Genomic DNA, 25,595 nt, shown 5'->3' on the forward strand with positions numbered 1-25,595 from the left:
CAGGAGCGTGATCAGAGTGGATAGAAACGCCAGCCTGGTTTAAAATCTTTGTCAATATTGCGGCCGGTGAGCAACGCGCGGATCAGTTCCACCGGCAGCATATTTTCTTTTAAAACAGCATCATGATATTGCTGGTAGGTCATTTTGCCCCCATCTACCAGTTCGCGTTTGAGTGCCATGAATTGCAGGCCGCCTATCATATAGGCTACCTGATAAAGCGGGCTGTAATCGCCCGCAAAAGAGCGCCGTACTTCACCGGCAGCATTAGCCGGTTCATGTCCGACCCTGTTGATCAGGAAGTCTACACACTGCTTCGGCGTCCATTTACCCAGATGATAATTCAGTGAAAAGATAATACGCGCGCAACGATGCATTCTCCAGAACAGCATGCCGACGCAGTCTTCCGGCGACTGAGGAAACTTCATATCCCAGAGCAGCATTTCCCAGTACAGGGCCCAGCCTTCTATCCAGAAGGGTGTTTCGAAGTGCCGGTACGTTTTATAACGGTTAAGCATAAACTCTTGCAGCCCATGACCGGCGATGAGCTCGTGATGTACGGTAGCCCGGGAGAAATGCGGGTTATTACCGCGCATACTCATGAGTTTATCGGGCTCGCTCATATCCTGTGTGGGATAAGAAATACTTAACTCTTCTCCTCCGGTAAAGAAGGGATTCACCAGCTGCCGCTGCGGCGTCATCATGATCATGCGCCAGGTTTCCTCCGCCATGGGCGGGATGGTGATGAGCTGATGTTGTTTCAGAAATTCAACTGATTCGTTGTAGAGTTTCATGATCAGCTGAGGTTGTTCTCCTTCCGGCACATAGCTGTTCTTTACCTTTTCCAGCGCCTGTTTCCAGTTCTTCCCGAATCCCATTTCTGCTGATGCTTTTTCCATTTCTGCATCGCAGTAAGCAAATTCTTTATTCGCAATTGCAATCAGCTCCTCCGGCGAATAGGGAATCATTTCGTATTGCAGTTGTCTTATCAGCTCTTCCCTCCCTATAGGATGACCGCTGATACCGCTGCCATCGTCCTTTCCGGCAGGCAGCTCGGTAGTTTTCTTTTTCCACAGCGCCGTGTAACTTTTCAGGGCGCTGTCGAGCTGCTTATAAGCCGCCGGCACCCGCCATGAATAAGCCGGATCATATCCATCGTAAAAAGTGTTCACACTCTGGAGAGCGTCTGTCAGCCCGCGAGTGATGGCAGCGCCGCGGCGCAGCAAATAGATATCGAGCTGATGATCTGCTGCGAGCAGCTTTTCCTTATCGCGTATGGTTGTTGCCGCCTCATTGAACATGGTGGCAATGGCGCCTGCATCTGGTTTAGCGCCTCTCCTTCTGGCTTTCTCTACCTGGTAAATTCTGGCAGCAAACGGAAACCAGCTTTCAAGGCGGCTGCATTGTTGTTTTTCTTCTTCCAGTAAACGAAGCTGTTCCTGTAGTTCCCGGCGGAACAGGATATAATCCACGCGGGAACCAGCGGGCAGGGCGTCGAAGCTGACGGATGGCAGTTTACCGAGATAGTTGTTGTATAATTCTTCGAGCCGGGTGCGTCTTTCCGGTGAATTCTCTATAAAATAAAATCTTGTAAGACTACCCTTATCGGCATAGTAAGGCACCATCAGGTTGTTGATTTCGCTGGTTTGCGCGTACAATGCCGCATTATCCTGCGATTGTGCCGGGGTAGTGATGGTAGTTACTCCACAGGTGGCGATTATTAAAAAGAACTTAGCAAGTTGTTGTTGGCCAAACATTGTTTTCGTGCTTTTTCTGGTTAGCAAAATCGTTCGGGATTAAACGGGCGTATATCCATTTCCGTTGGTGTGCGGGTGATCAGCTGGCTCACCAGTTTTCCGGTAGCTGCTCCCAGGCTGATGCCCAGCATAGAGTGTCCGGTGGCTATTGTGAGATTGGAATAGCGGGAGCTGTTGCCTATATAGGGCAATCCATCGGCGCTGCAGGGACGATAGCCGTGCCATACTTTTTCCTGTTCCGGGAGTGCTATATTCACTCCGGGGAAATAGCGGGTTACTGCGTTTAGTATGCCCTGCACCCGCTGCATGCGGGGCGGCGTGTTCAGTGGCGTTATTTCCATGGTTCCTCCGAAGCGGAGTTTGTGTTCATTCATAGGTGAAATGGCCACCCTGGCTTCGCTGAGGATAATGGAATGATGAATTTTACATGGCGCTTCATCTAAAGTCACGGAGTAACCACGACCGCCCACCATGGGGATATTCAGCTGTAATGTTTTTGCCAGCGCTGTACTCCATACACCGGCGGCCAGCACTACATGATCTGCCTCTATATCACCTTTGGTGGTTTTCAGCGCTTTCAGTTGTTTACCATCGGTATTGAATCCGGTTACTTCGCAGCCGGTCGTGAACTGTACTCCCAGCTTACGCAGATACGCCATCAGGCTGTTCATCAGCTGATTGGGATAAAGCTGTGCATCGCCGGGGAAAAAGATACCACCGAGTGCGTTCATGTCTACATCAGGTTCCATCTGCTGCAATCCGTCTCTTCCTACCAGCCGGGCTTCTATGCCCAGCTCCTTTGCTGCCTTTATCGTATCTACCGCATGATGGGCATTCTGCTCTGTCTGAAAAAGCTCTATCATACCTTTCGGCTCATAGGAGAATTGCAGGTCGGGGATGGCAGTCCATTCTTCGTATAGGCGTTTACTTAACAGGGCAATATCTCTCAGTGGAACAGCGGCATGTGCAACATGTTTTTTGTTTGCATGCTTTACAAAAGTACGGCCCCAGTTAATCAGATCGCCGTTAAGAGAGGGCTTTATATAAAACGGGCTTTGCGCGTTCAGCATCCACTTCAGGCCCTGCCATACGATACCCGGCGCTGCCAGCGGCACAAAATGGCTGGGGCAGATATACCCGGCATTACCGTAAGAGCATCCCTGCAGCATATCCGAGCGGTCGGTTACCGTTACCTGATGCCCGGCCTGTTGCAGATACAAAGCACTGCTTAAACCTATAATACCACCACCTATAATAACTACGTTCATATCGATTTAAATTACCTGCAATCCGTATGCATACGGATCATCATCAGGATCTATGGAAATAGTGTTATAACCGTAAACTCTTGCCCATCCTTCGATGCTGGGTCTTATGGCCGGGAAACTGCCCACATGGGTTTCTTCCTCGATGCGGCCAATAAAACGGGATCCTATGATACTTTCATGGATAAACTCATCTCCCCTTTTCAGTTTTCCCTGTGCATACCATTGGGCCATACGCGCGGAAGTGCCTGTACCACAGGGAGAGCGGTCGATGGCTTTATCTCCGTAAAAAACCGCATTACGTGCGGTAGAAGCAGGATCTATCACCACGCCGGTCCATAGTACATGCGAGCAGCCATTGATATGCGGGTTATCCGGATGTACGAAAGTATGTTTTTCGTTGATGCGTTTACGTAGTTCCCTTGCCCAGCTGATCAGTTGTGAAGCCGTGAAATGTTCAAGGCCGGGGAAATTCGTTTGTGCGTCAACGATAGCATAGTAGTTGCCCCCATAGGATACATCTACCTTCAGCATTCCCAGGTCGGGGCATTCTACTTCAATGCCCGTAGCAGCGAGGTAAGACGGCACATTTGTCAGTTTAACACTCTTTACTTTATTACCTTCCTGCCGGTAGCTGATCTCTACCAGCCCCGCAGGTGCTTCCATTCTCACCTTGCCGGGAGTTTTCGGTTTGATCAATCCTTCTTCAATACCGATAGTAATAGTACCGATGGTACCATGACCACACATCGGCAGGCAGCCGCTGGTTTCAATGAACAGCACTGCCACATCGTTAGCCGGATCATGCGGCGGGTACAGGATACTGCCGCTCATCATATCATGGCCACGGGGCTCAAACATAAGTCCTTTGCGGATCCAGTCGTATTCCCGGAGAAAATGGTTCCGCTTTTCACTCATATTATTGCCATTCAGCTGCGGGCCGCCACCAGCTACGAGTCGCACGGGGTTACCACAAGTATGTGCATCTATGCAAAAAAATGTATGCTTCACAGGTTATCTAATTATCAGTTAATAAAACGGGTACGCCGGAAGGGCGCATATTCCTGTAACAATAATACACCGGGATACCGAGGAGCACAATACCCAATCCGGGCCAGGTGTACATGGGTTTATATATCAGTAACGAAAGACAGATAACGGTGGCAGCCACAATATATACGGCAGGCAGCCAGGGGTAGCCGAATGCCTTATAGGGCCTCGGCAGCTCCGGTCTTTTACGCCGCAGTCTGAATATGCCGGCAATCGTGAGGATATAGAATATCAACACCACGAAGATGACGTATTCGAGCAGCTGGTTATAACGGCCGCTCAGGCATAATACGGATGCCCAGGCGCATTGCAGCCAGAGGGCTTTTCCGGGTACCGCGTTGCGGTTCAATTTCTCCATTTGCTTAAAGAACAGGCCATCTTTCGCCATGGTATAGCAAACCCTGGCGCCCGATAAAATAAGCCCGTTGTTGCAGCCAAATGTAGAAATCATGAGCAGCACTGCGATGATGGCGGTACCTCCTGCCCCGAAAATATGCCGGGAAGCTACTACTCCCACACGATCATTTTCAGCAAAGGCAATTTCCTGCAGAGGAAGTATGCCCAGGTACATCAGATTGGTGAGCAGGTAGATGGCCGTTACCAGCAAGGTACCAAAGAACAGGCTGAGACCAATATTCTTTTCCGGCTTTTTTATTTCGCCGGCGATGAAGGTTACATTGTTCCAGGAGTCGCTGCTGAACAGGCTGCCCACCATGCTGCCGGCAATAGCGCCCATGACGGTGAAGCCCGCGTAGGGCAACAGTGAAGCACCGGGTGCAGAGAGCCTGCCCAGGGAGAAACCGCTTTCCCAATTGCGACTCCAGGTATGCCCGTCGGCCGCCGCCAGGCCAAAGATGATCAATCCCAGTAAAGCGGCGATTTTAGTGAGTGTAAAAACCGTCTGGATGACCTTTCCTTCTTTCACGCCCCTTGTATTGACGAATGTCAGGAAGACAATCAATACAATCGCCGTCAGCTGAGCGGCCGACACCTGGATGAATCCCAGGCTGGCAATGATATTCTTCTCTCCTAACGAAGGAAACAGGTAAGCGGAGAATTTAGCAAAAGCCACGCCTACAGCGGCGATGGAGCCGGCTTGTATGATGGTAAGAAAACTCCAGCCGAACAGAAATCCCGTAAGCGGACCGAATGCTTCTTTCAGGTATACGTACTGTCCGCCGGCGCGGGGGAACATACCGCTTAGTTCCCCGTAGCTGAGTGCTGCGGTGAGTGTGAGCAGGCCGGTGATGATCCATATCAGCACCAGCCAGCCTGCGGAGCCGGTGTTACGTGTGATATCCGCACTTACTATAAATATCCCGGAGCCTATCATAGAACCGGCTACTACCATGGTAGCATCCAGTAATCCGAACGAGCGCCGGAATGACTTTGGTTGATTTGACATAGCTTACGTTTATCTGGTGAATTCGTTATCTGTCAATCGCCATATACCACGTGGATTATTGTTTTTCAGTTCATCAGGAAGTAATTGATCAGGGAATCCCTGAAAGCAAACGGGTCGCACCCATCGCCGGATGGCGGCAGTGCCTACTGAAGTATATCGTGCATCGGTGGTAGCGGGGAAAGGTCCGCCATGTACCATAGCAGCGCACACCTCTACCCCTGTAGGCGCGGCATTCAGGATAACGCGTCCGGCCAGTGTAGTTTGCAGGGCTATCACATCGGGCCAGTTGCTGAGATCCGTGTCGGTAGCCATGATGGAGCTGGTGAGTTGTCCTTTTACGGTTTTTAGTACCTGCAGCAGTTCCGTCTTATCACGGCATGCCACGAGGAGTGCATAGGGCCCGAACACTTCTTCGCGCAGGTGCGGGTTGGCCAGGAAGGCCGAACCAGTGGTAGCAGCCAGGGAAGGTGCTACAGGCGCGTCTTCTGCGGTGGCAGTTTCCGGCAGTGCGCCTATCAGTGTTACTTCCTGCTGGGCCAGCATACCGTCGCGTCCCTGCAGAAAAGCGTGTCTGATACCGGTATGCAGCATTTTCTGCGGCGCTGTTTTCTCGATGGCAGCGTGAAGCAGCGTTTGGAAACGATTGAATGCTTCTCCCTCTAATCCCAGCAGCAGACCGGGATTCGTGCAAAACTGGCCGGCGCCCAGCGTTACAGAGGCGGCAAAGGTTTCGGCCAGCTGAGTGGCTCTTGTTTCCAGTGCTTCCGGATAAAAAACAACCGGGTTAACGCTGCCCATCTCGGCGAATACCGGGATAGGTGTTTCCCGCTGCGAAGCGTATGCACTCAATGCTTTGCCTCCGGCCAGAGAGCCGGTGAAGCCCACAGCCGTTGTGGAAGGGTGCATCACCAGTTCCCGGCCTGCTTCATTGCCTCCGGTTACATGTTGCACGGTATGTTCAGGCATGTCGCTTTTTATGATGGCAGTGCTGATGGCTTCAAACATCAGCAGAGAAGTAGCTCCGTGGGCAGGATGGGCTTTCACCACTACCGTAGCACCAGCGGCCAGTGCGCTCACGGTATCGCCGCCGGCAGTAGAAAAAGCAAAGGGAAAATTGCTGGCGCCAAAAACAACCACAGGCCCTACCGGCAGGAGCATACGACGTATATCAGCCCTGGCAGGGGTTTCCCGCTGCCTATCGATCACCGCTTCCACCCAGCTGCCTTCTCTGATCAGCTGTGCAAACAGTTGCAGCTGGAAAGTGGTACGGTTGATTTCCCCGTTCAGCCGGGCATCAGGAAGATTCGTTTCCCTGCCGGCCGTGGCTACCAGCTGTTCGCGCCGTACATTGATTTCACCGGCGATAGTTTCCAGGAATGCCGCCCGCTGCACCGGTTCCACCTGTTTGTAACGGTCGAATGCCAGCGCGGCCTGCTGCATAATATTGTCTATACTCATGTGTGTCTTTTTCAGATGATTTAAAGCGACAGGTAATCCGGCAATGCGGGTCTTTTCGCTACTCCTTCCCGGATTACTTTCAGCACTCTTTCTCTTTCAGCGCCAATCAACGGCAACCGGGGCGCACGTACCTGTTCGCTGCCGAGACCTACTTCCGCCTCCGCCAGTTTGATATACTGTACCAGTTTAGGATACAGATCCAGCTCCAGCAAAGGCAGGAACCAGCGTTGAATATCCAGGGCTTCCTGTATCCTGCCGGCTTTTACAAGACGGTAAATGGCAACGGTTTCTGCAGGAAAGGCGGCTACCAGTCCGCCTACCCATCCATCTGCTCCCAGCACCAGTTCTTCCAGCGCGATGGTATCCAGTCCGCATAAAATCTTAAAACGGTCGCCAAAACGGTTGATCATACGCGTTACATTAGATACATCGCGGGTCGATTCCTTTACCGCCTGTATATTAGGCAGTGCCTGTAGCTGGTCGAAGATATCCAGCGTTACTTCTATCTTATAATCCACCGGGTTGTTATAGATCATGATAGGCAAATCCGTTGATGCCGCCACGGTTTTAAAATACTCCGCAGTTTCCCTTTCGTCGGTGCGGTAACGCATGGGAGGCAGCAGCATCAGGCCTTTCGCGCCCCACTGTTTTGCCAGCGCGGCTTGTCTGATGGCTTCGTGGGTTGCCCCTTCCGCGATGTTCAACACAACGGGGATCTTCCCTGCCACCTTTTCTACGGTAAACTTTGTCAGCGCTTCTTTTTCAGCCTCACTGATAGTACTGGCCTCGCCCAGGGAGCCGCCCAGTATGATCCCATCAATACCTGCAGCCAGCTGTGCTTTCAGGTTCTTTTCGAATAACGGCAGATCCAGTTCGTCTGCAGCAGTGAATTTGGTTGTAATAGCAGGAAATACCCCTTTCCAATCAATAGACATAATTTGTTTTTTTTCAAAAGTATCTCAATCCTTCCCGGAGCACCGTACCGATCCTAATCAATTGTTACCTGATATTAACCAGTTTTGACCGTCAGCGACCATGATTACCATATTTTAACCCTTCAGACAGATGATCATGTATTTTTACGGTTAATATTTGTAATATTGGGTAGTCTGATTGCTATCAACCGTAACAACATGAAAGTATTGCAGTTTACCGTGCCAGTGCCGGCGGATAAATCGATTATAGTACAGAAAGATGTACTTCCTTATTTCTATCCACATCTGCACCGTCATCAGGAGGTGCAGCTAACCTGGGTACAGCAGGGCGAAGGCACGCTGGTAGCCGATAATAATATGCATGCTTTCCGTTCCAACGAAATCTTCTGGCTGGGCGCCAACCAGCCTCATATTTTTAAAAGCGACCCGGTTTATTTCCAGCCGAAAAGCAGGAAGAAGATCGTGGCGCTGGTGATCTTTTTCAATCCTGATGGAGCGTTGTCTGCCTTATTCAACCTCCCGGAAATGAAGCTGCTCAGGAACTTCGTACAACAATCGCAGGGCGGCTTCAAAGTCTCTCCCCTTCACACGGCGGAGATTTCCGGGCAAATGCTCCGGATCAGCAACAGCGGTGGCGCCGAACAACTGATGTATTTCGTAGAACTGCTCCGGATGCTCTCCGGATACCCGGATATTACCCCATTGGCCAACATCAACAAAACTGCCATGGTGAGCGATCATGAGGGTCTTCGTGTGGGTAATATCTACAGTTATATTATGCATAACTATGATCAGGCTATTACCCTGGAAGACGCAGCCAGACAGGTTCATATGACACCACATGCTTTCTGTCGTTTCTTTAAGAAGCATACCCGGCATACGTTTGTATCCTTCCTCAATGAAGTACGGGTAAATGAGGCCTGCAAAAAACTAACCGACGGGAATTACGATAATATTGCCAATGTAGCCTATACCTGTGGTTTTAACAGCATTACCAATTTCAACCGCGTCTTTAAATCAGTTACCGGAAAATCCCCCAGCCAATACCTCAATACATTTTTTCATAACGTCTGATTCCTTTATTAGTGTTTAATATACACTTAATAAAGAAGCTGTTTATCTAAATTACACATTATTGTCAAAACAACACTTAACATATTTCAAACACAACACTGCAATCGATTATAGGATAATATATGATTACAATCGGTTAATTCTTCTGCATACTTCCTGCTGTCTTACGCCTACTTTTATCTTGCTAATTAAATTTCCGGGGGCCTCTCAACCTGTCAACCAAACGTTATTCAAATGGTATCATTTATCAAGTCGGCAGTTGTGCTGCTATCACTTTCTGTATTCATTACATTCCCCGTTTTCGCACAACAACGGGTACTTACCGGCACTGTTACAGACTCAACCGGCGCGCCGGTTCCCGGGGCCACTATCAGGGAAAAGGGCGGCAAAGGAGCCACCACCTGCGGGCCTGACGGCAATTTCCGGCTCAGCGCCGATGCGCAGCATGCGCTGATCATCTCCAACATCGGCTATCAGTCGGTAGAGGTACCCATTGGTACCCGCAGCAATTTCAGCATTGTACTTAGCGGCAATACTTCCGCGCTGAATACGGTGGTGGTGACTGCGTTAGGCGTGCGCCGGGAGAAGCGTAACCTTACCTTCAGTTCTCAGCAGCTGAATGGCGCGGAACTGGTGAAAACAAAGGAGCCTAACATCGTCAATACCCTTGCCGGAAAAGTGCCGGGGCTGCAGATCACCAGTTCTTCCGGCAATGCAGGCGCTTCATCAAGGATCGTTATCAGGGGCAATTCCTCTCCTACCGGCGAAAACCAGGCCCTGTTTGTCATAGACGGGGTGCCTGTAGATAATTCCGAAACGGGGAACATTAGCGGAGGCGCTGCCGGCTCCGGTGTGAACCGTCTTGCTGATATCGATCCATCGATCATCGAAAGCGTCAATATCCTGAAAGGAGCGGCCGCTACTGCGTTATACGGCTCTTCCGGTGCACGCGGTGTAGTGCTGATCACCACTAAAAACGGAGGCGGCGATAAGAAACCTGTTTTGAATTTCTCTTCTGATTATTCATTTGAACATCCGTTGCTGCCGGAGCGCCAAACCATCTATGGCCAGGGTACCAATGGCACTTTTTACAATGGTGAGAACAAGAAAACCAGTCTTTCCTGGGGCCCGCGTATGGACACACTCCGGCTCAATGGCAAACCTGCTCCGGTATACGACCCATATAGTTTCTTCCGCACCGGTATCACTACCAACAATTCCATTTCTGCATCCGGTAGTAACAATGGTTCCAACTATTTTGTCAGCTATACTTATTTCGATCAGAAAGGTGTAATGCCTGGTAACGATTTCAAGCGCCATTCCGTCTTTGCCAAATACAATTCCAGGATGGGCAAATATGTAAACACCACTTTCCAGCTGGGCTACAGCAACTCTGTGCAGGACAGGCTGCCGGAAGGCGCCAGCAACGGACCGTTGTTCGTATTGCTGCTGCAACCTGTTTCCTGGAATCCTTATCCCGTACTGCAGCCCGATGGTACCCAACGTGGATACCGCTATTCCCGGAATATGCCGTTATGGGATCTGGATAATATCAGCAATAAGTCGAAAGTAAACAGGTTTATGCCCGTTATTACCACCAACATTACACCCACCAGCTGGCTCACCATCACTGAGCGCCTCGGAGCGGATATCTATACGGAGTCTGATAAGTACGTTGAAAATCCCAGTCCGCAAATTGGGCTCACCGGCCAGATCCGCAATCAGAATGTCAATTTCCAGCAATTCAATAACGATCTGATCATTAATGCGGCCAAGACCTTCGGCAGGTTCAACGTCAACCTGCTCGTGGGAAACAATATCTACAGCACCTATAACCAATATATGAACATCAATGGTACGGGGCTGACGATCACCGATTTCAACAATCTTTCTTCCGGCAGTACTATTACCGGCACTGAAGCTTATTACGAGCAACGTAAAGTTGGGTTTTACTCTCAGGCGAATATTGAGTACAACCGCTTCCTGAACCTTTCGCTGACAGGCAGGTACGACGGCAGTTCCGTACTGAATCCCGATAAGAATTTCTATCCGTATGGTTCCGCTGCCACCAGCTTTATCTTCTCTGAATTCCTGGGCCCCAGGGCTTCAAAAGCTATCAGCTTTGGTAAGGTAAGGTTCTCTTATGCTACCGTGGGTAATGATGGCGTAGGTCCTTATTCACTCTCTACTCCGTATGTACTGGCAGGCAGGAACACCAACGCCGGTTATTTCCAGTTCCCGTTCCAGGGGCAGCCGGGCTTTTTGTTGACCAGTGCGCTCGGTAATCCGGGGCTGATCAACGAAAGACTGAACGAATACGAAGCAGGTCTGGAGATGCGCTTCCTGCACGACAGGATTAGTTTTGAAGGATCTTATTTCAGTCGCCGTTCCAAAAACGGACTCATTCCGGGTATACTCCTGAGCAATGCCACCGGCTTCAGTAATACAACCTTCAACTCTGCAGAAATATCCAACAAGGGTGTGGAATTGCTGCTGAGTGCCACGCCGGTTAAATCAAAAGATTTCAGCTGGAATGTAATGCTCAATTTCTCGAAAATAAAGAACAAGGTATTAACACTTGCCCCGGGCATTGATCAGCTGGGACGCCTCATCACCGGCCAGCCTTATAATATCTTCTACGGAAACCGGTACAAGCGCACCGATAAAGGAGAACTGCTGATCGACGCCAACGGCCTGCCAGTGGTAGATCCGCAGCAGGGCATTATCGGCGATGTAAATCCTGATTGGCTGGCAGGAATGGAAAACAATTTCCGCTACAAACAATTCAGTCTCTCCTTCTTCTTCGACATGAAAAAGGGTGGCGATGTACAAAACGATGTGGAAGGCGCCGGCTTTTATTATGGTACCGCCAAAGTAACGGCCAACAGGGGTAAAATGGTGATTAAAGGGATCAGTGAAGCAGACGGAAAAGAAAATACGGTGGCAGTAGATGCCCAAACATATTACCAGACCAGGCAGATAGAATCGACCATACAGGATGGGACTTACATCAAACTGAGAAATGTGAGCCTCTCTTACGCCTTTCCCGCTTCACTTACCAGCCACACTCCATTCAGGAACGCGTCCTTCACGGTAACCGGTCGCAATCTGTGGATCTATAGTCCGCATTTCACCGGCGCAGATCCGGAGGTTAGCTCCTATGGTACCGGCAACGGCGTGCAGGGGGTATATGCCTTCTCGACGCCCACTGCGCGCTCTGTTAACTTTTCGCTGAAATTTAGCTTTTAACTCATCTTGATAAATTATTACAATGAGAAAAACATTGTTCATTATATTGATAGCAGGTACCTGTTTTACAGGATGCAAAAAATTCCTTGATGTTAACAAGGATCCCAACAACCCGGTAGATGTGCAGGAATCGCTGATATTGGCGCCGGTAGAGCTGAATATCTCCGATAATATACAGGGCGGAAATGTGGGAATTATTGTGCAGAATTATGTGCAGAATATTGCCGCCAACCAGTTGAATCCGTATGTGGGCAGCTATCAGTTATTTAATACAGATATGGATGGCGACTGGACTAACTTTTACGTGACATCGCTGAATAATCTCATCACGTTAAATAAAAAAGCAGAAGCCAATGGCAATTATAATTATGCCGCTATCGCGAAGATATTAACGGCGTATACATTAGGTACAGCGACCGATTTCTGGGGTGATATCCCTTATTCAAAAGGCTTCTCTCCTGCTAATTTCCTGGTGCCATATGACAAGCAGGAAGATATCTATAAGAGCATCCAGTCGTTGCTGGCTAATGCCATAGCAGACATCGACAAGAACAGCAATGTAAAAACGCCATCGGGCGATGATTACTTCTACAACGGCGACATGTCGCGCTGGCGTAAGCTGGCATGGTCGCTGAAAGCGAGGTATTTCATTCACCTGACCAAAGCACCAGGTTACACCGCCGCCAATCAGGCATCGCAGGCGATGGTAGCTTTGCAGCAAGGGATGATGTCGAACGACGACGATATGAAATTCAATTATACCGGCGCAGCAGGTTCGGAAAATATCTGGTACCTGACCTTTACACCGGTGACCACGTATGTAATGAATGCTACATTAGTAGATTCACTGGTGAACCGGAATGACCCGCGGCTGAGCAAGATAGTGTTGCCAGCCAGTGCTACCAGTCAATATACCGGTCGCAGGATTGGTACGGCAACAGGTACACTGGAAAGTTATTCTTATCCTGCAGCATTCTACAGTGCAAAATCATCTTCCAACTATATCTTCAGTTATTCAGAAGCATTATTCGTACAGGCGGAAGCGTTATTAATCACCCAGGGCGCGGCAGCTGCACAACCGGTATATGTACGGGCTATTAACTCGCATCTGTCTAAACTGGGCATTGATACCACTTCTGCAGCAGCACTTAGTTATGTTCAGCGCCGTGCTTTAAGCGGTGGGAATGCGTTGCAGCGCATCATGGAGGAAAAAGCTGTGGCGAATATTTTCAATTTCGAAACGTATAACGACTGGCGGCGTACGGGTTATCCGGCGTTGAAGAAAGTAGATGGGGCATTGATAGATATTCCACGGAGGTTGTTATATCCGCAGAGCGAGATATTATCTAATCCACAGCCGCAGCAGACGGCTGTGCAGAGTACCCGGATATGGTGGGATGTATCCCAGTGATTTTTAAAGTTTGATTCAAAGCCTTATATTGCAAACAGTTAACCAATTTTTAATCCCGAAAAAAGGTTCAACACAGTTTGTCAATGGCGAAGAAAATCAAAGCAATTAAATGTCCCAGTTGTGGGAGTGTAAAGATCACCGAACTAAAATCCGATTATTATAAATGTAATAGTTGTGGTACTGAATTCTTTCTGGATTCAGATGACATCAACATTAATTATAATTACAACCGCCCCCAAAACAGCGTGACTGCAAGGAAAATAGCTGTTTTCGGGGCGGTTGGCTTTTTACTTTTATTCATTGTGCCGAGGATCATCAAGGGCATTTTTTCATCGAAGGCACGTCATGATACGCGTGTTGAATCCCGCTACACAGAGCCATCACCCATGAATGAAGAAAAAAATTACTTCTGGGCTAATGCGCTATGCCAGCTACAATTAAAAAACGACGGGACTCCTTATTTGGCTATAGTTGGGCAGATTAAAGACAGGAAATCGGGGGATACCGCGGAAGACACCGTTTATGCGGGATTATATGATGCCGCCACGCTGAAAAAAAAGTGGGTAAAAGAAATGAGTGGCGTTCAGGTCAGCACTGGCGACGATTTCCGGATGCAGGCGTTTGATGATAATCATCTTTATATCATCGTTAAACACAGGCATGTGTATCGCATTCATCCCGACAGTGCGGCAATAGCCGATATACAGGAACAGTATGAAAAGGGGAATCCGGCATTAAATATTGGTATTGCGAGGATTGATTTCATGGGTAAAAAGTATGGTTCGGTCTATAAATTGGTTACCAATGATGGCAGAACGCTTTTCTTCCTGCCGCTTATCAACCAGGTGTATACAGAAAGTGCTTTCAACACGGCAATGGCTCAGGAACTGCCACAGCCGCTGATAAAAACCGGTTACAATTTTAATGGCGTGCATGAGAATACCCCAAATGAAAAGAGAGTATTGATAAAATACACCTATAGTTATCAGTATGGGTATCCCAGAGCTGATCCTCTTTTCTCTCTGCAGCGGGATACGAAGATATCCATCTCCGACCGTAGTGCAAAAGATTCCAGGCTGCTTAGTTACAAAGATCTTACCCCAGGTAGAAATTATTTTCAACCAGTGATGTTGGCGTTTAATGATTCTCTTGTAATGATAGGCAACAAACCTACTTCAGCCGAAGATGAACGCTATCAGATACAATTGTTGAATGCTAATACGGGGGCTATTGTTAAAACATTTGATACAGATCTTGAAAAGCTTTTTTCTGAAGGGGCTATTTTAAAAAATGGTTATGTTATATCATCGGATAAATATTATTTCTTTGATGTGAATGGGAAGCAGGTTACGAGTAGTAAAGGGGGATTTTCCCTGGAGGTAAAAGAGCTTAAATAGCTATTCACTTTAATGAATAATCTCTCCCGCTATTTTTGCAGCAAAATCATCCAGACTTGTTGTGCCGGTATTGCTCAGGATGATAATAGTGGAGCCTTCTTCCAACACATGAAACAACATCGCCTGTGCTCCCATAATAGAGCCTGGTCTTTTAATGATTGTATAATTTTTATGGTGAATGTCATAATTTTTATATACCCAGACACCGTAACCATATTCACCCAGCCCGGAAGTAAACATGAGGTTAAGTGTAGCCTGTTGCAATAATTTTCTGCTGAACAACGCATTGGCAAATTTCAGGATATCGTCAACAGTAGAGTACATGCCGCCGGCTGCGTACCAGTTCTCCAGGTAAACAGGCAGGTCGTTCACCAAAGCTTTCATATCATCTCTGTAAAAATAAGTATCAGCGAGCTGAGGGATGATCTTGTGCTGATAGGCAATACCTGTATTAGCCATCACCAAAGGTTGTAGTATATGCGAGGTTAGATTTTCTTCGAACGTTTTCCCGGTGAGGTGTTCAATCATTTTACCAAGTATAATATAATCGGCGTTGTTATAGTCCCATACTTTACCTGGTTCGGTTTCTAACTTGCCGCTGCTGAAAAGTGTCAGCATTTCATCCGCAGTATGTGGCATCTGGTACTGCGGCATTCCGTTTTTTATGGCTGATTCAGCGGTAACGCCGGCATCCATATTATGAATGCCCGATGTCATGTTCAGCAGTTCAGCCACCGTAACTTTATCGGCGGCTTCGCCCTTATAGTCCGGTAAATAAGCGTTGATTGTTTTATTTAAATCAATTTTACCTTGCTCATAAAGTTGTAGAATCAATACGGCAGTAAAGGCTTTGGTAATGGAAGCAATCTTATACCTGGTATCAGGTGTATTGGGTATTTTCTGCTGAAAGTTGGCTGATCCAAAACTTTTTTTATACCAGGCCTTATTATTTTTTGCCAGTAAGATAGTGCCATTAAAATTATTCTTTTGTACAAAAGAATCGATAAAGAGATTTGTTTTAGAGGATTGTCCGGTAACGGGATGGATAGCTGAGAAGAGGGCCAGGACAAAAAATATTTTTCTCATAACGTGTCAGATATAAGGTAATACGAGGTGGTTGTTTATTTTCTTTTGTCATCAACAATACCCTGGTAGGCGCTTACACGAACACGAATATAGATAATAAAACAATTAACAAACGGGCTGTTTTCTGATAAGGAATAGCCAAACGCCCTCCCGGCGTTTGGCTATTCCTCAAAACTCAATACCCCGGATTCTGTACCAACGCCGGCGCATTCCTGTCAATCTCCGTTTGCGGGATAGGCCAGTACTCATACGCCGCCTTATAGCTGGTCTTAATATCCGGGAACAGCGGGTTCTGTACAAATCCATTCAGCTTCTGCAAGGCAGTTCCCCATCTTCTCAAATCAAAATAACGTAATCCTTCCAGCGCAAATTCTACGCGGCGCTCATGCCTGATAGCCGCGGTCATGGCAGTTTTGGAGAGCCCCGGTTGTAACGGCGGCATACCAGCCCTGCTCCTCACCTGCCTGATGGCATCGTACACGCTGGCATCCGGACCAGCTGCTTCGTTCTGCGCTTCTGCATACATCAGCAGGATATCTGCATATCGCAGCAGCACAAAATCTCCATCGTCGATGGTGCCATAATCGGGATTGACAAGGGAAGGATCCAGCCATTTTTTTACGGCATAGTATCCTTTGATCCAGGAGTCTTTGCCGGGAGTTGCAATGGCCAGGTCGCCCGTAAAAGGCCAGCTCTGGGCCTTGGTATCGCCCGGGAAGAAGAAAGTCATGCGCATACGCGGATCGCGGTTTTCGTAGGGCTGTCCTTTTACGTATACCGCGGAGGAGGCGGTATCTTTTCCGTCGGCCGCTTCATATTCGTCGATCAGATCCTGTGTACCCAGCTCTCCTTTCCAGCGTTGCAGGTGTACGGCGAAAGCCACATCCTGATGCAGTACATTCGGCTTCAGGTATTTCACGGAAAACATTACTTCCTTGCTGGAGTTCTGATCGGGTTTATAGAAGTTAGCCATGTAATTAGGATTGAGGCTATACTTGTTACCATTGATGACCTGCTGCGCCAGCGCCGCTGCTTCAGGGAATTTTTTCTCAAACAGCAGCACACGTACTTTATATCCCTGCGCCGTGGTTTTTGTGGCGTGTCCATCTCCATAAGCCACATCCGGTAAAGCTGCAATAGCTTTATCCAGATCTGATTCTACCAGGGCCAGCACCTCTGCCCTGGTGGATTTCGCGCGGGTAGACTTGAAATCGATAGTAGCCGGATCTTCTGTAACAATCGGTACGTTGCCATACAATTCTGCCAGCCAGAAATAATTGAACGCCCTCAGGAAATACGCTTCTCCCTGGTATTTAGTCAGCTGGTCGCCCTGCAGCACTTTGCTCACGTTGGCCAGGAATGAATTGATAGCAGCTATTGCCTGATAATTATTGGTATAGTAGGCAGATACAAATGATCCGGATTGTGGTGTGATAGGTACATTGATACCTCCTCCATAACGGTATTGCCCATACGAATCGTCAGTAAAATTATCCCAGGAAGTAACAGTATACTGGGAGGTAGCGTAATCGTTGCCGGTGGCATAAAGAAAGCTGTAAAGACCAGCAAGTGCCTGATCTGCGTCGGCGGGCGACTTCCAGAATACCAGCGACGATACTTTGGAGGTAGGTGTAACATCCAGGAACTCTTTCTTACAGGCTCCCAGTGCCAACAGTAATATGATAAACGGAAAATATCTTTTCATAACCATAATTTTAACATTGACAGGATTTTTTAGAACTGCACAGTAGCACCGAATGTATACGTTTTGATCTGCGGATAGGTAACGTAAGCACCATCTCCCAGGCGCTCAGGATCCAGCCCGGGGTAGTTGCTGATCGTAAACAGGTTATCGGCACTGCAATAAATACGCAACGATTTCATCCCTACATGGCTGATAGTTTTCAGCGGCAGGGTATAGCCCAGCTGCACATTGCGTAAGCGCACAAATGACCCGTCTTTCAGGAAATAAGTGGACGGATAGTTCTGTACCGGCTGGTATCCGTCTGCCACATAGATCTTGGGCATGGTGGTGCTGGGATGTGTAGGCGTCCAGCGGTTGCGCCAGTCGGTAGTAGGAATGGATCCCTGACGGAACGGCTCTATTCCCCATCCGGTTACATATACTTTCTGACCCTGTGAACCATAGAGCTGCGCACTGAAGTCAAAATTTTTCCAGGAAGCACCGAGGTTGAAAGAGAACTGGAAATTTGGATAGCGTCCTTTTACATAGGTGCGGTCTTTATCATCGATCACGCCGTTGCCATCCACATCTTTTATCTTCAGATCACCAGGGGTAGGCGTAACCGGCTGTTTGGGCGATTTGTTGATTTCATCCTGGCTCTGGAAGATGCCATCCCAGATGTACATGTAGTATCCATCCAGCTCATGGCCTTCTTCGCGGATGGTATGGTCGCTGATTTCCCGTTTACCGAATTTCTCCAGCTTGTTTTTGTAAGCCTGAAAAGTAACGCCCACGTTATAGGAAAAGTCTTTCCCTATGGCGTCCCGGTACTGGGCGCTGAAATCGAATCCTTTGTTACGCACGGCGCCGTTATTGATGGTAGGTGCGCCTAATCCCAGCCACAGGGGCACCTGGGAGCCACGGAGAATATTGAAGGTATATTTATTGAACCAGTCGCCCGTAAAAGTGAGGCGGTTATTGAGAATGGTGAAATCCAGGCCAAAGTCCAGTACGCGGGTAGTTTCCCAGGTCAGGCTGGGATCTACCAGGCTGCCGGGAGTAAACCCGGTAGTAACTGAATTATTGAAGACATATTGTGTTTGATTTAATGTAGGTTGATACGGGTAAACACCGATATTCTGATTACCGAGCTGGCCGAAAGAGCCTCTTAATTTGATATCATTTATCCAGGAAGATTTCTTCAGGAAAGCTTCTTCCGAGATCCTCCATGCGCCTGCTACAGAGTAAAAGAGGCCCCAGCGACTGTTGGACGGTAAGCGGGAAGTACCATCGTAGCGAAGGCTTCCGCTAACCAGGTATTTATCGCGATAGTCGTAGTTGGCATTTCCATAAAAAGAGCGGATCGCCCATAAATTGGAAGTACCGCCATTCCACTGTCCGTCGGTAGGGCCGGCATCCAGTTCTTTCAGCAGGTTGGTAGCATATTGCCGCCGGCCAGCATCAAGGTTATCGGATTTGTTCTGCTCTTCCTGGAAACCCGCCAGGGCAGAAACATTGTGTACCCCGAATTTTTTCTTGTAGGTAAACTGGCTGTACAGCACTGTGTAGATATTGCTTTTATTGCCCGTAGTAAAGCCAGGAGAGCCATCATCGAGGATACCAGCGCTGCTCATATCATTGAAGTAGTACGTCTGAATTACGGGGCGGAAATCGCTGTATTTATACGCATCGTAGTTCATGCCGGCACGGTTCTCCCATCTCAGGCCATCGATGATATCTACATCGAGGGAAAGGTTGCCCTGTGCGTAGTAGTCCTTTGCCCTGATGCGGATGTCTTCATCCACGATAGCCACGGGGTTTTTGTTTCCCAATTCGTTGGAATAGGCTTTCTTAATCCAGCGGCCGTCGGCGGTACGGGCCGGATACAGGGGCGATTGTGCCAGGGCGGAGAGGAACATATCACCGGCACCGTTTTCAGGATACTTACGGTCGCCGTACTGCATCTGTACATTCGTTCCCAGGGTCACACGTTTATTGATGCGAGATGATAATCCTAAGTCCAGCGTATATTTCTTGTAGTCGAAACCTATCATCACACCAGGTTGTGAGCTGATACCCAATCCGAGGCTGTAGTTGGTGTTATCTTTTCCGCCGCTCATGTTGAGGTAATGATTTTGGGTATAGGCTGTTTTGAAAATATCATCCAGCCAGTTATGATTGGGATATTTCGTACGGTCGGTAGCGTTACGGTAAAGATCGATCTGCGCCTGGGTGTAGAGCGGGGCATAGCCGGAGTTAACCCTTGCTTCATTGGAGAGGTCCATGTACTCGGCAGAATTAGTGATCACACTGGGCAGCTTTGCTGCTTTGGAGATACCGAGGTTATAATTGTAAGACAGGGAGAAGGCGCCCCCCTTTCCTTTCCTGGTTTTCACGACAATTACGCCGTTGGCGCCGCGTGATCCATAGATGGCAGCGGAGGCCGCATCTTTCAGTACGGAAACGGATTCTATGTCGTTGGGATTGAGTACGCTCATACTTCCGGGCAGCCCGTCTACGATCACCAGCGGATCATTACCTGCGCCGCTGAAAGTACTTACCCCACGGATGCGTAGCTGCAGGTTTTCGTTGCCAGGTTCTGCGGAGCCCTGTATCACCTGTAGCCCGGGTACCTGGCCCTGTAGCAGCGCTACAGGGTTTGTTACCACACGTTTGTTAAGCTCTGCGCCGGAAACGGTAGCTACAGAACTGGTCAGCTTATGTTTTTCCTGTGTGCCATAGCCTACTACCACAATTTCATTAAGGCCTGCAATATCTTCTTTCATCACAATGGTATAATGTGTGCGGCCATCAGCAGGTATTTCCTGCCGGAGGTAACCGATGCCGGAGAATACCAGTATAGCATTGTCCGGTACCTGCAGCGTAAATAGTCCGTCGGCAGTTGTAGTGGTGCCAATAGTGGATCCTTTTACCTGTATGGTGATACCAGGTAGCGGCATTCCTTTTTCTGTAGTGACCTTACCGGTGATCTTGGTGGTTTGCAGGTTTCCGGCCGATTTCCGGATCACCACCGTATTATCATCGAGTATCGCATAGTGTAACCCGGTGATGCCGGATACCGCTTCCAGGGCTTCGGGTAATGTAGCCGAAGAAAGGCTCAGCGTTATTTTGGGCAGTTTTTCAATTTCATTGTTGCTGTAGTAAAACGCATACCCGGATTTTCGTTCGAGGTATTGCAATACTCTTTCTGCATCGGCCTTGTCGAAAGACACAGGGAACCTGTTTTGCGAAAAACTCGCCGCCGAGGCCTGGAAAACGGCCAGCAGCAACAGACAGGAAAAGCGGATTGTGCGCAATAACTTATGCGCATAAGGGGGCGGCACAAGCCCCGCTTGTGATTTGTGTTTGTTCATAACCAGGATGGAATTAATAGAGAGATCTTTTTTTCTTCACCGGGAAAAATACATTCCCGTTAGGGAGTTTTCCTCCCATTAGGTGCTTATGTATTGCATTGCGATATGTTATTGAATGATTACCGTGTTTTCCCGGATTTCGTACTCGAATGGTTGAATCTTACGGAGAATGTCCAGGAGCTTCTCAATTGATATATTATTAGCACGACCGGAAAACCTGAATTCTCTCAGCTCCGGATTCTGAATGACAATTTTCACGCCGTACCAGCGTTCCAATCTGGTTGATAAACTGGCTAATGTTTCATTATAAAAAACAAACTGATTATTAATCCATGCTACTTCTTCGATCAGGCTACTATCGCCCGAAACGGTGGACAGTGGCTGCCGTTCAACAACGGCCTTATCTGCCGTTTTTTTCAGCCCTACGCCAGCACTAACAGCAGCTGCCGGCTTTTTCCAGATAATTTTCTGATTGGGTTTTAACAACACCGGTGCATTGTTACCGGTTTCTTTCATGGCCACTTCCACAGCTCCTCTGATGAGGGCAGTTTCCGCAAAATCTTCGTCGTCGTAAGAGCGTACGTTGAATTCCGTTCCCAATACCCGTATATCCATCTTACTGGTATGAATAATAAAAGGATGACCTGCAGATGCTTTTACTTCGAAATACCCCTCCCCGCTCAGGTATACTTCCCGCTGGCCGCTGCTGAATTTTTCCGGATAACGCAAACGGCTACCCGCATTTAACCACACCACACTACCGTCGGAAAGTCGTTTTTTAGTTTTCATGCCCATTTCTGTTGTCATCTCTTTATAAACGCCGTCGTTTCTATTGTAAAAATGATATACCAACAGGGCGCCTGCCAGCACAGCTGCCATACCTACCGGTATCCACCATCTTTTTTTCTGCTTTGCCGGTTGCTGCTCCAGACCTCCTGCTTTAAGGCTGATCTTTTCCATCAGGCGATCCGTTACCTCTTCGGACGATTCAGCCTCTTTTTTGAATACCAACTGATCCATCATGCCAGATTTCAACCAGGCATCAGGATGCTGTAACAACATGGACTCCAGCTCTGACAGTTCTTCATTGGATATCTCGCGGTTCCAGTACCGCGACATGAGCTCCCAAAATCGTTGAGTCATCTGTCAATGATAATATACTGTTATAAAAACAACGGAAAACAAGAAAACAATTAAGCCCGGCAAAAAAATTTTTCAGGAATGAGAAAACGTAGCTGCGGTAGACAATGCAGCCCAAATTTTCCGGGTAGCGAGGGTCATCTGAACATTTACGGTAGCCTTGGACAGATCCAGTAATTGCGCTACCTGTTCGTACGTGAGGCCATCTTCCTTCACCAGTATAAAGATCTGCCGGCAACGGGGAGGCAATGATTGAATCACCTGCTGTATTCGGCCTACCTGCTCTTTGCTGATCATCACATCTTCCGGGTTAGGAATTGCGGGGCCTTGTACCTGAACAGCCCATTCAGCCTGGTGCGCCTGCCGGCGGCCGTTGCTTTTCAGATAATTCAGTGCCGTGTTTTTAACGGCTTTAAAAAGATAGAATTTGAAGTGCTCCGGAGCTGGCAGCTGCCCTCGTTGTTGCCATATCTTCACAAAAACATCCGACACTATTTCCTCCGCTTCCTGCTCATTTCCAACAATACCCGCAGCGAAATACCGGAGGCTGGTCCCAAACTCCTTTACCAGGTGCCTGAACGACGCCATATCTCCGTTTTGCAGAAAAGCTGCGTAATTTGGTTGTTGTTTGTTCATAATCGTGGACTAACTAAGTTAGTACTCTTTTCAACACCCCTTTTATGGTAGATTCTCTATTCGTAATATTATATTATCCATAAGGGCATATCAACCATTTATGGTAATATCTTACCAGAGCTTAAATAGATTCCATGCAGCTGAACAAATGGATATCCACGTTCCTTACAGCCATCCTGTGTATACAGCCGGCATTCCGTGCTGTTCAGGCGCAGGCCAGGCAGGGAAAGCCCAATGTTATATTTATTTATGCAGATGACCTTGGGCTGGGACTTCTCTCCTGCTACGGACAACGCATCATTAAGACCCCGAATATCGACCGCCTCGCCGAAACAGGCATGCAGTTTACCCGTGCCTACGGCGCCCACCTGTGCGCTCCAGCCAGGGCAAGCCTGATTACAGGGTACAGCGACTGCCGCCCGGGGAAATGGAAGGTTACCGGCGGTGGCGCTTACAAAGACCTGGCCACCGGCCAGCGGGATCTTGCCTCTATCGAACAATCCGTACAACAGGCCAACGGCGTGGAAGGCACCCAGGTATTCCTGCCGCAGGTATTCAAAAAAGCCGGCTATACCACCGCACAGATCGGGAAACTGGAATGGGGCTTCTCTGCAAGTACACAACAACTGAAAGCGCATGGCTGGGACTATTACTACGGCTACCTCGATCATGAAATGTGCCACGGCTTCTATCCTCCCTTCGTTTTCGAAAACGGACGGGTAATTAATATTCCGGGTAATACTTATGCAGATGCAGGTAAGTCGGAAGAGCCCGAAACACCGGCAGCTGCCAGAAATCGCTGGAACAGGAACGGCAAAGCGGTATATTCAGAAGATCTTTTTATTCAAAAAATTATTTCCTTTATAGACACACATCAACATCAGCCGTTTTTTCTCTACTATCCATCCCAACTCCCTCATGGCCCTGTGGCTATTCCGGCCATAGATCCCGAGTTTGCGTTCAACGACAGCCTGACAGGGATTGAAAAAGAATATGCATCGATGGTAAAACGGCTCGACGACCATGTGGGGATGATATTAGGGGAGTTGGCCAGGTTGCATCTCGACAGCAACACACTGATTATTTTTTCTTCCGACAACGGGCATGAAATATACTATTCCATGAAAGGACGTGTAGAAAAACCTTACCGGGATATGCGCACCGGCCAGCTATTCGACAACCTGCATACAAAATTTTATAGTAACATAGGAGGCGATATATTCAATGGGAATGCGAGTCTGGCCGGACTGAAACGAAGCAATTGGGAAGGCGGTGTACGGGTGCCGCTGATCGCCTGCTGGCCAGGTAAAATCAAAGCAGGCGCCGTTTCCCATCAACTGGTCAGCAACTACGATTTGCTGCCTACCATGGCCCAGTTGCTGGGCGTAACGGTAACAGAAGAGAAAGATGGCCTGTCTTACCTTCCTGCGTTACTGGAGCAACGCGGCAGCAGCCATAACGCCGTAACATTTGGCTCTTACATGGGGCCTGCCGTGATCGACAGCAACGGTTGGAAGCTGCGGTATTTTGCCCCGGAGAAAGTATTTCAGCTCTACTACCTGCCCGATGATCCGGGAGAAACCAAAGACCTTATACAGGCACAACCGGAGAAAACAAGCGCGTTGAAAGCCATATTAACAAGGGCCTGCGAAGGAAACCTGGAAAACGGCTGGTACAGGGAATGAGCTGCTGCAGGCTAATCTGTCTTCCCAACTATTCAAAATGCTTACGGTAATCGGCCAGCCATTTCTTTTCACTGTCCCATAGCAGGCTGTATTTTTTATGCCGCAGCAATTCGTATAATTTCCGGATAGATGGCTCTTCCTGCGCATATTTCACCAGGAACTCCAATGCCACAATAATCTCCGTTTTACCGCCGGTACCTATGGCTTCAATGGCACGCTGCTTTGCTACCAGCTGGTTCACTCTTTTAACCACGTTCGGCACTACTTTCGCATCGCCGTACCGGATCACGCCATACAATGCGGTGAATTTGTTTCGGCCATGTTCCAGCTGTTCGAGGAACAGCGGCAGCATTTCCGGGCCCGAAAGTTTCAAAATGGCGTATAAGGCAGTACCGGATACATCCTGCTTTTTATGGCCGAGCAGCTTCATCAACACCGGGATACTATTGCTGGAACCGGAAGTAGACAAAGCATTATTGGCATACAAAAGGTCGTACTCACTATGGCTCGTTTCAATGATCCGTAACAATGTTTCTTCGGCCTCTTTTCCTTCCGCCAGGCTTAACGCCTTTATAGCACTTTGCCGGATATCCCAGGCATCATTGCCAGTGGCGTTGATCAAAGGAGAAAGATCGGTACCCGCCGGTTTTTTCAGATTCGAAATCCGGTCGAGCAGCGAAGAGAGCACATAGCGTTGTTTTTCTTTCCCCACCCTGTTGATGAGAAAAACAGCAGCATCCATATCGCCGGTGTTTTTCGCAATATGCCCGAGTATAAAATAAGCGCGGTCTCGTTTATTTATATCCTTCTCCATATTTATAAACGCCATCAGCGGAGGGATATAAGCAACATCTTCTACCTTTTCCGCCTCTCTCATGGCTTTCCAGGAAATGGTATCTGCACTGCTTTTACCGGCAGGCAATGGCATATCACTGTTGTCATTCATTCTGTTGATCAGTTCAGCAAGATAATTTTCCATTACACATATTGGT

Annotated in this window: 17 protein-coding genes; 5 read left to right on the plus strand and 12 right to left on the minus strand. The window is 48.4% G+C overall.

Going from position 1 to position 25,595, the window contains the following annotated elements; genetic code table 11:
* Positions 1–11 precede the first annotated feature (11 nt).
* From UNH61_RS16400 to UNH61_RS16425, 6 genes are read right to left on the minus strand one after another with little or no spacing between them, the layout of a single operon-like run.
* Entirely contained in the window at positions 12–1,754 is a 1,743-nt protein-coding gene (locus UNH61_RS16400) for a DUF885 family protein (protein WP_326993050.1), read from the minus strand.
* Between the two features lie 20 nt (positions 1,755–1,774).
* Positions 1,775–3,022, minus strand: a complete 1,248-nt coding sequence (locus UNH61_RS16405; protein ID WP_326993051.1) for an FAD-dependent oxidoreductase — start codon at positions 3,020–3,022, stop codon at positions 1,775–1,777.
* A 6-nt stretch (positions 3,023–3,028) separates the two neighbouring features.
* Positions 3,029–4,030 (minus strand): 4-hydroxyproline epimerase, encoded by a 1,002-nt coding sequence (locus tag UNH61_RS16410; protein ID WP_326993052.1) that lies wholly within the window; start codon positions 4,028–4,030, stop codon positions 3,029–3,031.
* Positions 4,031–4,037: 7 nt separating this feature from the next.
* Positions 4,038–5,474 (minus strand): amino acid permease, encoded by a 1,437-nt coding sequence (locus tag UNH61_RS16415; protein WP_326993053.1) that lies wholly within the window; start codon positions 5,472–5,474, stop codon positions 4,038–4,040.
* A gap of 9 nt (positions 5,475–5,483) precedes the next feature.
* Entirely contained in the window at positions 5,484–6,932 is a 1,449-nt protein-coding gene (locus UNH61_RS16420) for an aldehyde dehydrogenase (NADP(+)) (protein WP_326993054.1), read from the minus strand.
* 20 nt (positions 6,933–6,952) lie between these two features.
* Positions 6,953–7,867, minus strand: coding sequence for a dihydrodipicolinate synthase family protein (locus UNH61_RS16425; RefSeq protein ID WP_326993055.1), 915 nt, complete (start codon positions 7,865–7,867; stop codon positions 6,953–6,955).
* A gap of 198 nt (positions 7,868–8,065) precedes the next feature.
* Here UNH61_RS16425 and UNH61_RS16430 point away from each other — a divergent pair, with 198 nt between their 5' ends.
* The 4 genes from UNH61_RS16430 (at position 8,066) to UNH61_RS16445 (ending at position 14,998) form a co-directional block, all read left to right on the plus strand.
* Complete coding sequence (locus tag UNH61_RS16430; RefSeq protein WP_326993056.1) at positions 8,066–8,941, plus strand: AraC family transcriptional regulator; 876 nt, start codon at positions 8,066–8,068, stop codon at positions 8,939–8,941.
* Between the two features lie 234 nt (positions 8,942–9,175).
* Positions 9,176–12,190 (plus strand): SusC/RagA family TonB-linked outer membrane protein, encoded by a 3,015-nt coding sequence (locus tag UNH61_RS16435; protein WP_326993057.1) that lies wholly within the window; start codon positions 9,176–9,178, stop codon positions 12,188–12,190.
* Positions 12,191–12,212: 22 nt separating this feature from the next.
* A complete protein-coding gene (locus UNH61_RS16440; protein ID WP_326993058.1) occupies positions 12,213–13,601 on the plus strand; it encodes a SusD/RagB family nutrient-binding outer membrane lipoprotein in 1,389 nt (462 codons plus the stop codon).
* Between the two features lie 386 nt (positions 13,602–13,987).
* Positions 13,988–14,998, plus strand: coding sequence for a hypothetical protein (locus UNH61_RS16445; RefSeq protein WP_339070174.1), 1,011 nt, complete (start codon positions 13,988–13,990; stop codon positions 14,996–14,998).
* Between the two features lie 9 nt (positions 14,999–15,007).
* On the opposite strand, the gene UNH61_RS16450 is transcribed toward UNH61_RS16445, so the two are convergent.
* The 5 genes from UNH61_RS16450 to UNH61_RS16470 form a co-directional block, all read right to left on the minus strand.
* Positions 15,008–16,084 (minus strand): serine hydrolase domain-containing protein, encoded by a 1,077-nt coding sequence (locus UNH61_RS16450; RefSeq protein ID WP_326993060.1) that lies wholly within the window; start codon positions 16,082–16,084, stop codon positions 15,008–15,010.
* Between the two features lie 175 nt (positions 16,085–16,259).
* Positions 16,260–17,789, minus strand: a complete 1,530-nt coding sequence (locus UNH61_RS16455; protein ID WP_326993061.1) for a RagB/SusD family nutrient uptake outer membrane protein — start codon at positions 17,787–17,789, stop codon at positions 16,260–16,262.
* Positions 17,790–17,818: 29 nt separating this feature from the next.
* Positions 17,819–21,142 (minus strand): SusC/RagA family TonB-linked outer membrane protein, encoded by a 3,324-nt coding sequence (locus tag UNH61_RS16460; protein ID WP_326993062.1) that lies wholly within the window; start codon positions 21,140–21,142, stop codon positions 17,819–17,821.
* 108 nt (positions 21,143–21,250) lie between these two features.
* Positions 21,251–22,285, minus strand: a complete 1,035-nt coding sequence (locus UNH61_RS16465; protein WP_326993063.1) for a FecR domain-containing protein — start codon at positions 22,283–22,285, stop codon at positions 21,251–21,253.
* A gap of 72 nt (positions 22,286–22,357) precedes the next feature.
* Complete coding sequence (locus UNH61_RS16470) at positions 22,358–22,918, minus strand: RNA polymerase sigma-70 factor (RefSeq protein ID WP_326993064.1); 561 nt, start codon at positions 22,916–22,918, stop codon at positions 22,358–22,360.
* Between the two features lie 134 nt (positions 22,919–23,052).
* On the opposite strand from UNH61_RS16470, the gene UNH61_RS16475 reads away from it, so the two are divergent.
* The gene (locus UNH61_RS16475; protein ID WP_326993065.1) at positions 23,053–24,603 is read left to right on the plus strand and encodes a sulfatase-like hydrolase/transferase; all 1,551 of its coding nucleotides are present in this window, start codon (positions 23,053–23,055) and stop codon (positions 24,601–24,603) included.
* A gap of 28 nt (positions 24,604–24,631) precedes the next feature.
* Here the strand turns inward: UNH61_RS16475 and UNH61_RS16480 are convergent, their stop codons facing one another.
* On the minus strand, positions 24,632–25,582 hold the full coding sequence (locus UNH61_RS16480; RefSeq protein ID WP_326993066.1) for a hypothetical protein: 951 nt from the start codon (positions 25,580–25,582) through the stop codon (positions 24,632–24,634).
* Between the last annotated feature and the right edge of the window lie 13 nt (positions 25,583–25,595).

Source organism: Chitinophaga sp. 180180018-3 (assembly GCF_037893185.1).
In the GTDB taxonomy this organism is placed as follows: domain Bacteria; phylum Bacteroidota; class Bacteroidia; order Chitinophagales; family Chitinophagaceae; genus Chitinophaga.

Coding starts and splice junctions, on each gene's coding strand:
- UNH61_RS16400 (WP_326993050.1), bottom strand. CDS start 1,754: ATGTTTGGCCAACAACAACTTGCTAAGTTCTTTTTAATAATCGCCACC.
- UNH61_RS16460 (WP_326993062.1), bottom strand. CDS start 21,142: ATGAACAAACACAAATCACAAGCGGGGCTTGTGCCGCCCCCTTATGCG.
- UNH61_RS16470 (WP_326993064.1), bottom strand. CDS start 22,918: ATGAACAAACAACAACCAAATTACGCAGCTTTTCTGCAAAACGGAGAT.
- UNH61_RS16465 (WP_326993063.1), bottom strand. CDS start 22,285: ATGACTCAACGATTTTGGGAGCTCATGTCGCGGTACTGGAACCGCGAG.
- UNH61_RS16440 (WP_326993058.1), top strand. CDS start 12,213: ATGAGAAAAACATTGTTCATTATATTGATAGCAGGTACCTGTTTTACA.
- UNH61_RS16405 (WP_326993051.1), bottom strand. CDS start 3,022: ATGAACGTAGTTATTATAGGTGGTGGTATTATAGGTTTAAGCAGTGCT.
- UNH61_RS16445 (WP_339070174.1), top strand. CDS start 13,988: ATGAATGAAGAAAAAAATTACTTCTGGGCTAATGCGCTATGCCAGCTA.
- UNH61_RS16415 (WP_326993053.1), bottom strand. CDS start 5,474: ATGTCAAATCAACCAAAGTCATTCCGGCGCTCGTTCGGATTACTGGAT.
- UNH61_RS16475 (WP_326993065.1), top strand. CDS start 23,053: ATGCAGCTGAACAAATGGATATCCACGTTCCTTACAGCCATCCTGTGT.
- UNH61_RS16480 (WP_326993066.1), bottom strand. CDS start 25,582: ATGGAAAATTATCTTGCTGAACTGATCAACAGAATGAATGACAACAGT.
- UNH61_RS16420 (WP_326993054.1), bottom strand. CDS start 6,932: ATGAGTATAGACAATATTATGCAGCAGGCCGCGCTGGCATTCGACCGT.
- UNH61_RS16455 (WP_326993061.1), bottom strand. CDS start 17,789: ATGAAAAGATATTTTCCGTTTATCATATTACTGTTGGCACTGGGAGCC.
- UNH61_RS16435 (WP_326993057.1), top strand. CDS start 9,176: ATGGTATCATTTATCAAGTCGGCAGTTGTGCTGCTATCACTTTCTGTA.
- UNH61_RS16430 (WP_326993056.1), top strand. CDS start 8,066: ATGAAAGTATTGCAGTTTACCGTGCCAGTGCCGGCGGATAAATCGATT.
- UNH61_RS16450 (WP_326993060.1), bottom strand. CDS start 16,084: ATGAGAAAAATATTTTTTGTCCTGGCCCTCTTCTCAGCTATCCATCCC.
- UNH61_RS16425 (WP_326993055.1), bottom strand. CDS start 7,867: ATGTCTATTGATTGGAAAGGGGTATTTCCTGCTATTACAACCAAATTC.